Annotated in this window: 15 protein-coding genes and 1 pseudogene; 14 read left to right on the top strand and 2 right to left on the bottom strand. The window is 60.6% G+C overall.

From position 1 onward, the window contains the following. Window positions 1-13 precede the first annotated feature (13 nt). Together LQK84_RS18690 and LQK84_RS18685 are read right to left on the bottom strand one after the other, a co-directional pair. Window positions 14-187 carry a hypothetical protein gene (locus tag LQK84_RS18690; protein ID WP_230830247.1) on the bottom strand — a complete coding sequence of 58 codons (174 nt, stop codon included), beginning with the start codon at window positions 185-187 and terminating at the stop codon, window positions 14-16. 33 nt (window positions 188-220) lie between these two features. Continuing rightward, a pseudogene (locus LQK84_RS18685) lies at window positions 221-391 on the bottom strand (transposase); the annotation flags it as partial. Between the two features lie 444 nt (window positions 392-835). On the opposite strand from LQK84_RS18685, the gene LQK84_RS18680 reads away from it, so the two are divergent. The 14 genes from LQK84_RS18680 (at window position 836) to LQK84_RS18615 (ending at window position 14,069) form a co-directional block, all read left to right on the top strand. Next, entirely contained in the window at window positions 836-1,513 is a 678-nt protein-coding gene (locus LQK84_RS18680; protein ID WP_230830246.1) for an isochorismatase family protein, read from the top strand. Window position 1,514: 1 nt separating this feature from the next. Continuing rightward, entirely contained in the window at window positions 1,515-2,462 is a 948-nt protein-coding gene (locus tag LQK84_RS18675) for a polysaccharide deacetylase family protein (protein ID WP_230830245.1), read from the top strand. Further along, window positions 2,462-3,397: a polysaccharide deacetylase family protein gene (locus LQK84_RS18670; RefSeq protein ID WP_230830244.1), complete on the top strand. Its 936-nt coding sequence runs from the start codon at window positions 2,462-2,464 to the stop codon at window positions 3,395-3,397. The genes LQK84_RS18675 and LQK84_RS18670 overlap by 1 nt, the downstream gene beginning before the upstream one ends. A gap of 81 nt (window positions 3,398-3,478) precedes the next feature. After that, window positions 3,479-4,885: a 3-isopropylmalate dehydratase large subunit gene (leuC, locus tag LQK84_RS18665; RefSeq protein WP_230830243.1), complete on the top strand. Its 1,407-nt coding sequence runs from the start codon at window positions 3,479-3,481 to the stop codon at window positions 4,883-4,885. Between the two features lie 13 nt (window positions 4,886-4,898). Then, the gene (leuD, locus tag LQK84_RS18660) at window positions 4,899-5,513 is read left to right on the top strand and encodes a 3-isopropylmalate dehydratase small subunit (RefSeq protein WP_230830242.1); all 615 of its coding nucleotides are present in this window, start codon (window positions 4,899-4,901) and stop codon (window positions 5,511-5,513) included. Window positions 5,514-5,565: 52 nt separating this feature from the next. Then, the gene (locus LQK84_RS18655) at window positions 5,566-6,783 is read left to right on the top strand and encodes an ABC transporter substrate-binding protein (protein WP_230830241.1); all 1,218 of its coding nucleotides are present in this window, start codon (window positions 5,566-5,568) and stop codon (window positions 6,781-6,783) included. 67 nt (window positions 6,784-6,850) lie between these two features. Next, window positions 6,851-7,717, top strand: a complete 867-nt coding sequence (locus tag LQK84_RS18650) for a branched-chain amino acid ABC transporter permease (RefSeq protein WP_230830240.1) — start codon at window positions 6,851-6,853, stop codon at window positions 7,715-7,717. Next, complete coding sequence (locus LQK84_RS18645; protein WP_230830239.1) at window positions 7,714-8,694, top strand: branched-chain amino acid ABC transporter permease; 981 nt, start codon at window positions 7,714-7,716, stop codon at window positions 8,692-8,694. Before LQK84_RS18650 ends, LQK84_RS18645 begins: the two co-directional genes overlap by 4 nt. Next, complete coding sequence (locus tag LQK84_RS18640; RefSeq protein WP_230830238.1) at window positions 8,687-9,427, top strand: ABC transporter ATP-binding protein; 741 nt, start codon at window positions 8,687-8,689, stop codon at window positions 9,425-9,427. The genes LQK84_RS18645 and LQK84_RS18640 overlap by 8 nt, the downstream gene beginning before the upstream one ends. Continuing rightward, window positions 9,420-10,121, top strand: a complete 702-nt coding sequence (locus LQK84_RS18635) for an ABC transporter ATP-binding protein (protein WP_230830237.1) — start codon at window positions 9,420-9,422, stop codon at window positions 10,119-10,121. The genes LQK84_RS18640 and LQK84_RS18635 overlap by 8 nt, the downstream gene beginning before the upstream one ends. A 42-nt stretch (window positions 10,122-10,163) precedes the next feature. After that, entirely contained in the window at window positions 10,164-11,057 is an 894-nt protein-coding gene (locus LQK84_RS18630; RefSeq protein ID WP_269072177.1) for an isocitrate lyase/PEP mutase family protein, read from the top strand. 24 nt (window positions 11,058-11,081) lie between these two features. Then, the gene (locus LQK84_RS18625) at window positions 11,082-12,482 is read left to right on the top strand and encodes an FAD-dependent oxidoreductase (RefSeq protein ID WP_230830235.1); all 1,401 of its coding nucleotides are present in this window, start codon (window positions 11,082-11,084) and stop codon (window positions 12,480-12,482) included. Between the two features lie 37 nt (window positions 12,483-12,519). After that, entirely contained in the window at window positions 12,520-13,296 is a 777-nt protein-coding gene (locus LQK84_RS18620) for an aspartate/glutamate racemase family protein (RefSeq protein WP_230830234.1), read from the top strand. Beyond that, window positions 13,293-14,069, top strand: a complete 777-nt coding sequence (locus LQK84_RS18615; protein WP_230830233.1) for an aspartate/glutamate racemase family protein — start codon at window positions 13,293-13,295, stop codon at window positions 14,067-14,069. Before LQK84_RS18620 ends, LQK84_RS18615 begins: the two co-directional genes overlap by 4 nt. The last annotated feature ends 71 nt before the right edge of the window (window positions 14,070-14,140 follow it).

Below are 14,140 nucleotides of genomic sequence, written 5' to 3'. Positions count from 1 at the left end.
TCAGAGGTTATCGCTATAGATCGATGTTGGAATATTGCTCGGCAACGCTGACGACATTGGTGATCTCGTGATCATGTGCGGTGCGGGCTTCTGAACCGCCCGCACTTTCGAAATTCAAGCGGCTTGACGAAGATGTCTTCGTCGGGGAGTGCCGCCCGGCGGATGCGGAAATTATTTCCGCTTTCATCGTCGTCTCGTTTCTAGGTTCAGGACTCGTTGATCAGAGCCAGAAGATAACGGTTGCAGCGAGAGCGATGGCGGAGAGGAAGGCCATCGGGCACCTATCGTAGCGGGTAGCGACACGCCGCCAGTCTTTAAGACGCCCGAACATGATTTCGATCCGGTTGCGCCGTTTGTAGCGGCGTTTGTCGTATTTGATGGTTTGTTGCCGGAGGGGGTGCGGATAACATTTGAAGTCGGGCGCCTCGTCCGCCAAGAACCTGATAGCGCGGATATTCAAAGCGAGAAGCGACTGCACGACGACCGGCAGCGACTCATCCGGCAACTGAGTCATTGCGCATGCGCAGTGACCTCAGCCGCAAAGCGGCGGCGTTCATATTGGGCGGACGCTTCTGCATTCATGCCCATAGACTATTGCCCAGATCTCACCTGCGTTTGAGGCAACGCCACCAACGCAAGACATGTTTCCGTCAAATGGTCAAACGCCCTAAACGGCGGCGACGCTCCAAACAGCGTTATGCAGTTTGCAATTCCCCCCTTTACAAAAGATATAAAGTAATAACATTATGGGTAATCGCTCTCGCTGCGATAGCCTGTTTTTAAGGGCTTTTCGCAGCTTCTCTGCACTGCTTGAAACAATAAACAGGGCACTGTCATGGAAACGTCGTCTCTCACCGCGCGCCAGCTCTTTGAAAACGCCAAGGCCAATCCAACACGGCGTAAATTCGGGTTTGGCCGTAAGCCAATGCTCGTCAATATCGACTTGCAATGCGCCTACACCGCGGTCGGCGAATTCGTCACCGCCTATGAGACAGATCCACAGCAGCTCGAATATGTGAACACGCTCTCAGAACTGGCACGCGCGAAGAGCCTGCCTATTACCTGGACCTATGTCGCCTATATGGAATCCGGCGAAGATTGTGGCGTCTGGGGCACGCGCACGAACACGCCGGACTCGCTGCAAAATATCAAGGTCGGCTCGCGCCGCGCGGAATTCGATCCGCGGCTTAAGATCGACCGGGTTAGGGACATCATCATCAACAAGCGGATGGCTTCCCCCTTTCACGAGACCAATCTTCAATCGCTGATGATCTGGCATCAATGCGACACGGTTGTCATCACGGGCGGATCGACATCGGGTTGCGTACGCGCTTGCGTTGTCGACGCCATCTCGCGCGGATACCGGGTGATCGTTCCGGAAGAATGCGTGGCGGACAAGCATGAAAGCCCGCATTTCGCCAATCTCTACGACATCTCGGTCAAATACGGCGACGTGATTCCGGTTGCCGATGCTATTGCCTGGTACAAGGCCTATGCTCCGGAGGCGCGCTGAGATGGCTGACGGCGCAACGCAGATGAAATCCGATCTCGGCCTCTACGATTATCTACCCTGGCCTGGCCGGCCTAAGATCACCTGGCCCGGCGGGAAGCGGATCGCGGTCTGGATCGCGCCGAACATTGAATTCTACGAATACAATCCGCCGAACAATCCGACCCGCACCCCTTGGGCACGCCCCAATCCCGATGTGCTGCAATATTCTCATCGCGACTATGGCAATCGTGCAGGCTGGCAGCGCATGATGGCGGCGATGGACCGTGCCGGGTTCCGCGGTTCCGTGTCGCTCAATGTGGCGCTGTGCGAGCATCACCCCGAAATCATCAAGGCCTGCGGCGACAGGGACTGGGAATTCTTCTCGCACGGAATCTACAATACCCGCTATGTCTACAACATGACCATGGAGCAGGAACGCGAGATCATTCGCGACGCCTTCGATACGGTTCGCAAGCATACGGGGCAGACGCTGGCCGGGTGGCTCTCGCCGGCGCTTTCCAATAATTTCTGGACCATGGATCTGCTCGCCGAAGCGGGCATCCAGTACACCTGCGACATGTTTCACGACGACCAGCCGATGCCGGTCAAGGTCAAGTCCGGCCGCCTCATTTCGATGCCCTATTCGCTCGAGATGAACGATGTGATCGTGTACAACACGCAGAAGGTCACGCCGCGCCATTATGGCGAAATCATCAAGCGGCAGTTCGACCAGCTTTACAAGGAAGGGAACGAAAGCGGGACGGTCATGTGCATTCCGCTTCATCCCTATCTCGTCGGCCAGCCGCATCGCATCGACGCCTTTGCCGAAGCCATAGACTATATCGCAGGCCATGAGGGCGTCTGGCAGACGACGGGGCGAGAGATCGCGGCCGCGTATCACGCATCCGGCGCCTACGACGCCATGACCGCAGCGATGGAGTCTCACAAGGCGAACGGAGGGCAGATCTGATGCCGATGCCTGACGATTACCTGAAGTATCCCGCCCGCCATTACGGCATGGACCATGATCGTTACGAATGGTCGGATCTGTTCAAGCGCGAGCCGATTGTCTGGCCGAACGGCGCGAAAATCGCCCTGTCTATCGTCACCCATGTCCAGCATTTCCCGCTGGATATGCCGTCCAAGCCGTTCAAGGCCCCCGGCGCGTTGTCCATGCCTTACCCCGATTTCCGATATTACACCAATCGGGACTATGGCAATCGCGTTGGAATCTTTCGTGTTCTGAGATTGCTGAGCGAGAAGGGCCTCCGAACGAGTTTCGCCATCAACGGCATCATCGCGCAGCGTTATCCCGCCGTGTTGAAGGCGGTCGTGGCCGGCGGGCACGAAGTGATCGCCCATGGACTCGACATGGGCAAGGTCCATCACTCCGGGCTGGAGCCGGAGGCGGAGGACCAGATTGTGTCGGAGGCGCTGGCGCTCCTGCGGAAGGAAAGTGGCCAGAGCGTTGAAGGCTGGCTTTCCCCCGGCCGGGCGCAGGGGTTCAACACGCCGGATATTCTGGCGCAGAACGGCGTGCGGTTCTGCCTCGACTGGGCCAATGACGACCTTCCTTATCGGATGAGCACGGCAAACGGCGAATTGCTTGCCATGCCGATGGCTTATGAGACCGATGACCGGGTCGTCGCGGATGAATATTTCCAGTCTGAGGCCGACTGGGTGCAGCAGGTGAAGGATCGCTTTGACGTCCTTTATCGGGAAACCGCGGATTATGGCGGCCGGGTGATGAGCCTGCCGCTGCATAGCTGGGTCTCCGGCATGCCGTATCGCGTCGAATATCTCCGGGAAGCGCTGGATTACATGCTCTCGCATGACGGCGTCTGGGCCGCTCCCGTCGGTGAGATTGCCGCGGCCTTTGTTGGACAAGACTCGAGCGCCGCATAGACGACGTGAAAAAGACAGCAGCCACGGCAAAAGCCATGCCCTGGCTCTTCTTACAGCAGTTCGATTTTTCGAGGTTGGGATATGGCGCAAGCGTCAGCACCGCGCACCATGTTGGGCAAGATCTGGGATGCGCATGAGATCCTTCGGCATCCTTCGGGTCCGTCTCTGCTCTATATCGATCGTGACATGATTCACGAAGGCAGCTTTCATGCCTTTGCCGACCTGAAACGCCGCGGGCTGATGCCGCGTCGGCCGAAGCAGATTTTTGGTGTCGCGGACCACTATGTGCCGACACGCGGTCGGGCGCTTGCCGATGCGGCGAGCCCGGCGATTGCAACGATGATCGAAACATTCGATGCCAACATGGAGTGGGGCGGCCTTCGCCATTTCGGGCTCAAGTCACGCGAACAGGGCATCGTCCATGTCGTGGCACCCGAACAGGGTATCACCCTGCCTGGTCTCACCATCGTCTGTTCCGACAGCCACACCTCCACGCAAGGCGCGCTCGGCGCCATCGCGTTTGGAATCGGCCAATCCGAAAATGCGCATGTTCTGGCGACCCAGACGCTCTGGCAGGTCAGGCCGAAAACCATGCGGGTGACGATCGATGGCGTGCTGCCGCAGGGTATTACCGCCAAGGACGTGATGCTCTATCTGATCGGCACGATCGGTGCGGGCGGAGCCGGCGGTCATGCGATCGAATTCGCAGGGCAGGCCGTGCGCAACATGTCCATCGAGGCGCGCCTGACGCTCTGCAACATGTCCATCGAGGCCGCCGCACGGCTCGGCATGGTCGCGCCCGACGAGATCACCTTTGACTACGTGCGCGGCAGAACCTTCGCGCCCTCGGAACAGGAATGGGATGTGGCGCTCAGCCAATGGCGAGAGGTCCCGAGCGATGCAGATGCGGAATTCGAACGGGAAGTTCATATCGACGGCAGCAAAATCGCGCCGATGGTGACATGGGGGACCAGCCCGGAAGATGCGGTGGCCATCGATGGCCGCGTTCCGGAGCCGGCCTCCTTTGAAGGCGAGGAGAAGCGCAAGGCGGCGGCACGCTCACTGGAATATATGGATCTCGCGCCCGGAACACCGCTCGATGGGCTGAAGATCGACCGCGTCTTCATCGGCTCCTGCACCAACAGCCGCATCGAGGACCTGCGCAGCGCCGCCGCGATCCTGAAGGGCCGCAAGTCGGTCGTGCCAGCAATCATCGTTCCAGGTTCGACCGAGGTTAAGGCGCAGGCCGAGGCGGAAGGGCTTGCCCGCACCTTCCAGGAAGCCGGGTTTGAATGGCGCGATTCCGGCTGTTCGATGTGCGCCGCGCTCAATGGCGATTTCGTCAATCCCGGCGAACGCTGCGCCTCCACCTCCAACCGTAACTTCGTCGGGCGTCAGGGTCCGGGCGCGCGCACCCATCTGGTCAGCCCGGCCATGGCGGCGGCCGCCGCCATTACCGGTCGTCTGACCGATGTCAGGCGGATTTGAGGGAGGCGCTGACATGAAGGCTTTTACACGCGAGACCTCTACGGTTGTCACAATTCCCGGCGTGAATTGCGACACCGACCAGATCATTCCCGGTCGGTTCATCAAGGCAGACCGCGCGCAGGGATACGGCCAGTTTCTTTTCCACGACATTCGCAGGTCGGAGACCGGCGAACTCGACCCGGCCTTTCCCTTGAACCGGCCCGCCGCCGCGGCCGCGACGATCCTGCTGGTAGAAGACAATTTCGGCTGCGGTTCGTCGCGTGAGGGCGCGGTCTATGCGCTGGTCGACCACGGGATCCGCGCTTTGATCGGCCCCAGCTTCGGCGACATCTTCTACAACAATGCGCTGAAGAACGGTCTCGTCCCCGTGCGTCTGCCTGAAGCCGATTGCCAGCGTCTGGCGCAACATCTGGCAGCGTTTCCCGATGCGGAAGTCACGGTCGATCTGGCGACCAGCGAACTCATCCTGCCGGCTGATCTCGGACGGCATCCCATCGTCATGAACGATTTTGCGCGCGACTGCATCTTACGCGGGCTCGACGAGATCGAGATGACATTCACCTATCTGGAGCAGATCGAAGCATTTGAAAAGGCACGGACCGGCTCGCATGCCTGGCTGGATCGATGACGGGCGAACCGGCCACCACTTTTGGACCGTCTTGTAACTGGGAGAATGAAAAATGGATTTTGAAATCAAGCGCAGAACGCTTCTGAAAGCATCTGGGGCCGCTGCCGTCACTCTCGCCATGCCGGGCATTCTCAGGGCTGCCACGCCGACCGTGAAGGTCGGCGTTCTGGAGCCGTTGACTGGCGCACTCGCCTACAACGGCACGCAGAGCGCGGCGGGCGCCAAGTTTGCGGTCGAGAAGATCAACGCCATGGGCGGGATCAAGAGCCTGGGTGGCGCAAAGATCGAACTCGCCGTCGTCGATGCCCAGAGCAAGCCGGAAATCGCCGCAGCTGGCGTCGATACCCTGGCGCAGCAGGAGGTTTGCGCGTTCACTGGTTCCTCGTCTTCGGCATTGGGTCTGGCATCCACGCAGGCCGCCGCAAAATACAATCTGGCTCAGGTTGTTTCGATCGGCACTGCCGAAACCATCGTGTCGCGTGGTCTCGCCAACGTGTTCCGCTTCACCCCGGGGATCAACAAATGCACGAGCGTTGCGCTGGGCAACCTGCAGAAGCTGAATGAGGCAGCAGGTCACGCCGTCAAGACTGCGGCGATCGTCCACGAAGACGGCCCATTCGGTTCTGGCATGGCCAAGATCCTTGCGACCGAACTGCCCAAACAGGGTATCGAGATCGTGGAGACGATTTCACACCCGACGCCTCAGCGCGACTTCTCCAACATTGCGCTTCGCATCAAGGCTTCCAAGGCAGACATTCTGATCCCGTCGAACTACCTCAACGAATATACCCTGATGGCCAAGGCCATTCAGCAGCAGCGGGTCGCATTGAAGGCGATCTATTCGATCCTGGGCGGCGCGGCATCCAACATCAAGTTCGTGCGCGAAAACAATGCGATCGCTCAGTATGTGATGGACTGCAACCATTGGTACGACCCGACCAAGGACGAATCCAAGGCCCTGGCGAAGTCGGTCGCAGACGCCAAGCTCGACCTCACCTACGACATCATGGTGTCCTATGCCAGCATTCAGCTCATTGCCGACGCGCTTGAGCGGGCCGCGTCGACGGATCGCCAAAAGATGATCGAGGCGCTGGCGGCGTCCACCTTCGACAAGTCGATCATGCCTTACGGTCCGACGAAATTCGTCAACGGGGACAATACGAGCTCGCAGCCCGTCAACACCCAGGTGCGCGGCGAAAACATCGAGCTCGTCTTTCCGAAGGAATATGCGACGGCTGAAGCCGTGTTCCCGATCCCCGCCTCGAAGTGAAACCCCGGATCGGATGTTCCCGCCGCTGTCGGCGGGAACATCCGAGCGACGAGAAAAGGCATCCCAGATGTCGACACTGATCCTGCCGGCCGTGATCAGCGGCCTGATGATGGGGGCGGTTTACGCGCTGGTCGCGCTTGGCCTCACTCTGATTTACGGCGTTCTGCACATCATCAATTTCGCCCATGGCAGCCTGCTCATGCTGGCGCTCTATGCCGTGTATTTCCTGAACACCTATCTGGGCATCGATCCGTATCTGGCCATACCGATCGTCCTGCCGGTCTTCTTCGCGCTGGGCTATGCGCTCCAGCGCGGCCTGATTGGACCGATGAGCAGCGGTTCGGAGCAGAATGTCCTTCTCATCACGCTGGCGGTGTCGATCATCATCGAAAACCTCGCCCTGTATTTCTGGACATCGAACACGCGCAATATCGATATCCCCTATGTTTACGACACGGTGGAGCTGTTCGGCGCCTTCATCCCCTTCGGCCGTGTGATCGCCTTCTTTGGAGCGCTGGCCGTGGTGCCGCTGCTCTGGCTGTTCATGGCCAAGACGCGCACCGGATCGGCCATTCGTGCCGTCGCCATCGAGAAGCGCGGGGCTGAACTGGTGGGGATAGACGTGAACCACACCTACGCGATCTGTTTCGGCATCGGCACGGCCTGCGTGGCGCTTGCCGCCTGCTTGCTGCTTCCGACCTTCTACGTCACGCCGCAGGTCGGCTACACATTCGTGCTCGTCGCCTTCACCACGGTCGTTCTCGGCGGCATGGGCAGCCTTGTCGGCGCCCTGGTCGCCGGCCTGCTGTTGGGCCTCATCGAATCGCTCTGTGGACTTTTTCTCGGCGACAGTCTCGGACAGATCGGCATTTTCATCGCCTTCATTCTGATCCTTCTGCTGAAGCCCTCGGGCATTATGGGGAAGGCGCCATGATGAAACTGAATTCTACCGGTCAGTTGGTCCTCATCCTGGTCGCCGTCGCCTATCTCCTGGGTGTCTATTTCATTTCCTCGCCTGTCTGGATGGGCTTCACCATCAATGCGCTGATTGTCGCGGTTCTGGCGCTGTCCTGGAACGTGACGGGCGGCTTTGGCGGCCTTTCCTCTTTCGGTCATGCCGTGCTCTACGGCACCGGTGCCTATACATCGGCGATCCTGCAGGTCACCTATGGCGTCAACGCCTGGGTGGCGCTGGTTGCCGGCATCGCAATGGCCGCTGCGGTCGGTGGGTTCATCGGCGCGCTTGCCTTCCGCTATGGCGTCAAGGGCTCTTACTTTGCCCTCGTCACCCTTGCCTTCGCCGAGGTTTTCCGCATCTGCGCCGCCTCGTTCGACTTCACGGGCGGGGGCAGTGGGCTTCAGCTCAAGCTGGCCCCCGGCATCAGCAATATCCAGTTTGCCGATCGCACAGTCCTTTATACCTTCCTTCTGGCTATCGTCGTTCTTGTGATGCTGCTGACGGCATGGATCAAATATTCCCGGTTCGGGGCCTATCTGGTCGCGGTGCGCGAAAACGAGGATGCGGCGCGCGCACTCGGCATCGACACCTACAGGATCAAGGTTCTCGCCATGGCCGTGTCGGGCGCATTCGGGGGCCTGGCCGGCGTGCTCTATCTGCAACTATGGCTCTTCATCGACAGCTCCATCGCTTACGGGTCTTCCGTATCGATCGAGGCACTGATCGGCCCGATCATCGGCGGGGCCGGCACGGTCTGGGGGCCTGTTCTCGGGACGCTCGGCCTGCATCTGATCGGCGAAGGCGCGAAAACCCTGCTCTCAAATGCGCCGGGCCTCAACTTCGTCCTCTATGCGGTCGTCCTCATCTGCGCCCTGCGCTTCATGCCCAACGGTCTGGTGGGTCTGGCCGGCCGGATCGGGCCCTTTGCCAAGAAGGAGAGCAAGGATGCTTGAGGTCGAAAACCTGTCGAAAAGCTTCGGCGGATTGAAGGCGGTGTCCAACGCAACGCTTCAAGTTCCGGAAGGCTCGATTGTCGGGCTGCTTGGACCGAACGGGGCCGGCAAGACAACCTGCTTCACCATGATTGCCGGTTTCACCAAGCCCGACAGCGGCTCCGTGCGGCTGAGGGGCAAGGACATTACCGGTCTGGCGCCCCACCACATCTGCAATCTCGGCATGATCCGGACATTCCAGATCGTGCAACCGTTTGCCGGCCTGACGGTCGAGGAAAATATCGCTGTGGGCGCCTATCTCCACCATCACGAACGCAAGGAAGCTATGGCGGTCGCCCGCGATGTCGGCAAGCGGCTCGGCATGGGTACACTTCTCGACCGGCCGGCCTCGGCTCTCACCATTGCGGGGCGCAAGCGGCTTGAACTCGCGCGCGCATTGGCAACCGGCGCAAAGCTCCTGTTGCTCGATGAAGTCATGGCCGGGCTCATTCCCACCGAAATCAACGAGATCGTCGGAATTATCCGGCAGATCCGCGACGAGGGCCACACGTTCCTGATGATCGAGCATGTGATGCAGGCTGTCATGAGCCTTGCTGAAACCGCGTACGTTCTCAATCAGGGGGTCATGATCGCCCATGGCACGCCACGGGATCTGGTGCGCGACCCGGCTGTAGTGGAGGCCTATCTCGGCCATGGAGCAGCCCAGCGCCTGCAGGAGGACGATCATGCTTGAGATTTCAGGTGTCCGCGCCGGATATGGTTCCATGACGGTGCTGCAAGGCGTCGACATGTCGATCAAGGCCGGCGAGATCGTCGCCCTTCTCGGATCCAACGGCGTCGGAAAAACCACGCTCAACAATGTCATCTCCGGCTTCATACGGCCGAATGCCGGAACGCTCACCTTCAAGGGTGTGCCGCTGACCGGCAAGAAGCCCGCCGACATTGTCGCATTGGGCATCGCCCATGTGCCGGAAGGGCGCAAGATTTTTCCCAATCTCAGTGTGGCGGAAAATCTGTCGCTCGGGGCGTTCCGCCGCGCCGGCGCAAACCGCAAGCAGAATTTCGAACGGATCTGCGCGATCTTCCCGAAGCTTCGGCAGCGGTTGAACCAGTCGGCCGGTACCCTGTCAGGCGGCGAGCAGCAGATGCTCGCCATCGGGCGCGGGCTTATGTCGGAACCGGAGCTTCTGATCCTTGACGAACCGTCGCTCGGCCTGTCGCCGATCATGGTCGAGGAAATGTTCAACCTGATCACGAAGATCAACGCGGAGGGCGTGGCCATTCTGCTTGTCGAGCAGAACGTCATGCAATCGCTTGCCGTTGCGGGTCGCGCCTATGTCATCGAACAGGGCCGCTTCGTCATGGAAGGTGCTGCCGCCGATCTCATCTCGGATAAACAGCTGCGCCAGGCCTATCTCGGCATGTGAGGAGCCCGTCGGCGCATTCGGATACAACAGGAGAAGACACTCATGTCCCTTACACGTACACAGCGCCTCCGGCGAGCTCTCGCCGGGGAACGGGCAGTCATGGCCCCGGGGGTGGTTGATGCCATGTATGCGCGCCTCGTCGCAGAGGCCGGATTCGAAGCCATGTACATGACCGGCGCGGGTACGTCCGTTACCCGTCTCGGCTATCCGGATGTCGGGCTTTTGACCATGACGGAGATGGTCGACAACGCAACCCGGATCGCCGATGCCTCGGATGTCCCGCTGATCGCGGATGCGGATAACGGCTTTGGCGGGCCTCTCAACGTGCGCCGCGCCATCCAGCTTTACGAGCGGGGCGGTGTTGCGGCGATCCATCTCGAGGATCAGGTACTGCCCAAACGCTGCGGCCATCTCGCCGGTAAGCAGGTGATTTCAGCCGAAGATATGGTCGCGAAGGTCAAGGCAGCGGTCGATGCGCGTATCGATCAGGATTTCGTCGTCATCGCGCGGACCGATTGCCTGGCGCTGCATGGGCGGAACGCTGCCTTCGACCGTGCCGAAATGTATCGCGAGGCGGGCGCGGATGTCATCTTCATCGAAAGCCCCGGGCCGGACGATCTGCCGCATATCGCGCCCCGCTTCCCCGGCATTCCATTGCTCTACAACATGGCCACCTCGGGCAAGACGCCTTTCCTCTCCCGCACAGAAATCGAGCAGCTCGGCTTCAAGCTGATCATCTACCCCAACTGGCTGCTTCTTTCGGCATGCGAGGCGGCGAGGCAGACGCTGGAGGTCATGAAAAAGGAGGAATCGATCGCCTCCGTTGCGCCGAAGGTCATGACCTTCAAGCAGTTCTTCGACACTGCCCGCATGAGCGAAATTCAGGAACTGGAAGCGCGTTACGGGACGCCGGAAACCAGCCGCACGGATTATTGAACTCGATTCAGGGAGGCCACGATCATGCCCGTCTTAAGCGCTGAAGGCATCGCATTCGAATATGAAATCCCGGTCGTCATTGTCGGCGCAGGAGCCTGCGGTCTGGTGGCGGCGCTGACCGCCCACGACGAAGGGCAGGAGGTCATCGTGCTGGAGCGGGATGAAAATCCGCAAGGCTCGACCTCGCTGTCTGCCGGTCTCATTCCCGCACCCGGGACCCGCCTGCAGAAGGAAGCGGGGATCGAGGACAGTCCGGACCTGTTCGCAGCCGATCTTGTCGCCAAGACACATGATCACACACCTTACGATCAGGCGCTCGCCGTCGCCCGCGCCGCGGGGCCGATGATCGACTGGCTGATGGACAGGCACGGCGTCGAACTGGAACTGGTGACCGGCTTTCTCTATCCCGGCCATTCCCGCCTGCGCATGCACGGGCCAAAAAGCAGGACCGGGGCCGATCTCGAGCAGTCGCTGCTCGCGGCCGTTTCCAATGCCGGCATCGACCTTGTGACGGGCGCTTCGGTTGAAGACCTGTTTGCGGACGAAACCGGACGTATCCGGGGTGTCCGTTTCAGACGGCCGGACGGAGCAGCCGAGGTGCTGGGATGCCGGGCGCTGGTGCTTGCATGCTGCGGCTTTGCCGGCGACCCCGACATGGTGCGGCGCTACATTCCCGAGATCGCCGACGCGGAATGCTGCGGGCATCTTTCAAACACCGGCGATGCGGTCAAATGGGGTCTCGAACTTGGGGCAGGCGTCGCCGACATGGGCGCCTATCAGGGTCACGGCTCGGTGGCGCACCCGCATTCGCTTCCCCTGACCTGGGCCGTCATTACCAAGGGTGGCATTCTGATCAACAGCGAGGGCCAACGCTTCTCCAACGAGATGCGCGGCTATTCCGAACACGGCGCGGAAGTCGCGGCGCAGCCTGGTCATGTCGCCTGGGACATCTTCGGCGAGGCCGGTTATGCCGAAGCCGTGGGCTTTCACGATTTCCGCGAGATCAGCAAACTCGGCGCGGTCAAGAAGGCCAAGAGCCTGGACGAACTGGCATCGCTGACCGGTCTTTCGCTCGACCGTCTTCAAGCCGAATTCGCCGAAATCGAGGCCGCTGCACAGGCAGGCACTGCCGACCGTTTCGGACGGCGCTTTGCACACGAGGATGTTCTTCATCCGCCCCTCTATGCCGTCAAAGTCAATGGCGCGCTTTTCCATACCCAGGGCGGTCTGGTCATCGATGCAGAGGCGAGAGTTCTGCGCGAGGACGGATCGCCACTGCCCAATCTTCTGGCCGGCGGCGGCGCGGCGCGCGGGGTCTCGGGCGACTCCAACTACGGCTACCTCTCTGGCAACGGGCTTCTGACCGCGACCACATTCGGCCGCCTCGCAGGTCTGAGCGCCGCCCGGATTGCCGCAGAAGAGTAGAGTCTAGCTGCATCCATCACGTCATCCACAGGAGGAAATGATGAAGAAAGTCATGGTCATTGTTCCGTTCCCGATGGGCAGGGAGGATCTTGCACGTCGCGAAGCCCAGATGAAGGCCGTCAGGATCGGTCCGGGGATCGCGTTCGAGTACCGCCCGGTGCGGGTGGGACCGAAGAACTATTCCAGCCAGCACGACATGGCGCTGGCCGATTTCTCCATCCTCGATGCAGGCCTCGACGCGGAGGCGCAAGGCTTTGACGCGATCTGCATCGACACAATGTCGGATAGCGGCATGTCGATGCTGCGCTCCATGCTGAAGATCCCGGTCATCGCGCCGGGTCGGCACTCCATGCTCGTCGCACAGATGCTCGGCGAGAAGTTCTCGATCCTCATGATGTGGGATCGATGGAAGATGCTCTACACCAAGACGCTCGGCGAATTGGGCATGCAGCACAAATGTGCCTCGATGCGCTCGCTCGGCGTCACGCCTGACAACAAGAGCCTGCTTTCCGGCAAGGAGAACGAGGTTTTCCCACTGCTTCTCGATGCAGCGCGCGCCTGCGTCGAGGAAGATGGCGCCGATGTTCTCATTCTCGGTTCCACCACAATGCATGAGGCCCATGCCTGGCTTTCGCAGCGCATCGGCGTTCCGGTGATCAACCCCGGCTCCCTGACTTACCAGCTGGCCTCCATCGCTCTCGATCTGAGCCTCACGCACAGCAAGACGACCTGGCCTGCACCGCTTGCACCCAAGCACGACATGATCCGCGCCATTGGCGCTGCCGGTGCTGCATTTCTGGAGGAAACACGATGACACGCATTCTGGTGATCGTTCCTTTTGCGCTCGATGAGGAAGGCGTTCGCAATCGTCAGGCGCAATCGCGCTACGTGCCGCTGCCCGAGGATTGGGAACTCGTCTATCGTCCCGTGACCTGCGGCCCGACCTCCTTCATGTCGCCGCATGACTGGGGCCTGATGGACCTCGCGATTTTCGAGGCGGGCTGCCGCGCGCAAGCGGATGGATTCGATGCGGTCTGCATCGACACGATGTCGGATAGCGGCATGACCATGCTGCGCTCGGTTCTTTCCATTCCGGTGGTCGGCGCCGGCAAGGCCTCAATGCTCTATGCCCTGACGCTGGGCGCAAGGTTCTCCGTTCTCGCCCAATGGGAGCCGGCCCTGCCGCGCTATCGCAAGGCGATCCGGGAGTATGGTTTCGAACGCCAATGCGCCTCGGTGCGCAGCTTCGATCAGCCGCCGGACTTTTCTAACCTGCTCGGCGGCAAGGAGGACAAGGTTTTTCCCAGGATGCGGGACGTCGCTCTGCGCTGCATTGAGGAAGACGGTGCCGACGTTATCTGCCTCGGATCCACCACAATGCATCAGGCGGGTGAATATCTTGCCGCCAATCTGCCCGCTCCGGTCGTCAATCCCGGCCCGCTGACCTACAAGCTCGTCGAAACATTCCTGGCGCTGGGCTTGAGCCACGGCCGCGACGTCTATCCGGCGCCCGTCGAACCCCGGCTCGGTATGCTGGAGGCGATGATGAAGGCAGGCGCAAAGGCTGTCACTGCATCTCAAACCTGAGGTCGCGCAACTGCGGCCAGAAGCGCATGGCGGACTGGAGCCATTCCAGCGAAAGCGGAAACCGGTCTCGC

It is taken from the genome of Rhizobium sp. C4 (assembly GCF_021026315.1).
GTDB lineage: Bacteria > Pseudomonadota > Alphaproteobacteria > Rhizobiales > Rhizobiaceae > Ensifer_A.
The sequence above is the reverse complement of the archived record's forward strand: the minus strand, read 5'-3'. Positions and strand labels throughout refer to the sequence as shown.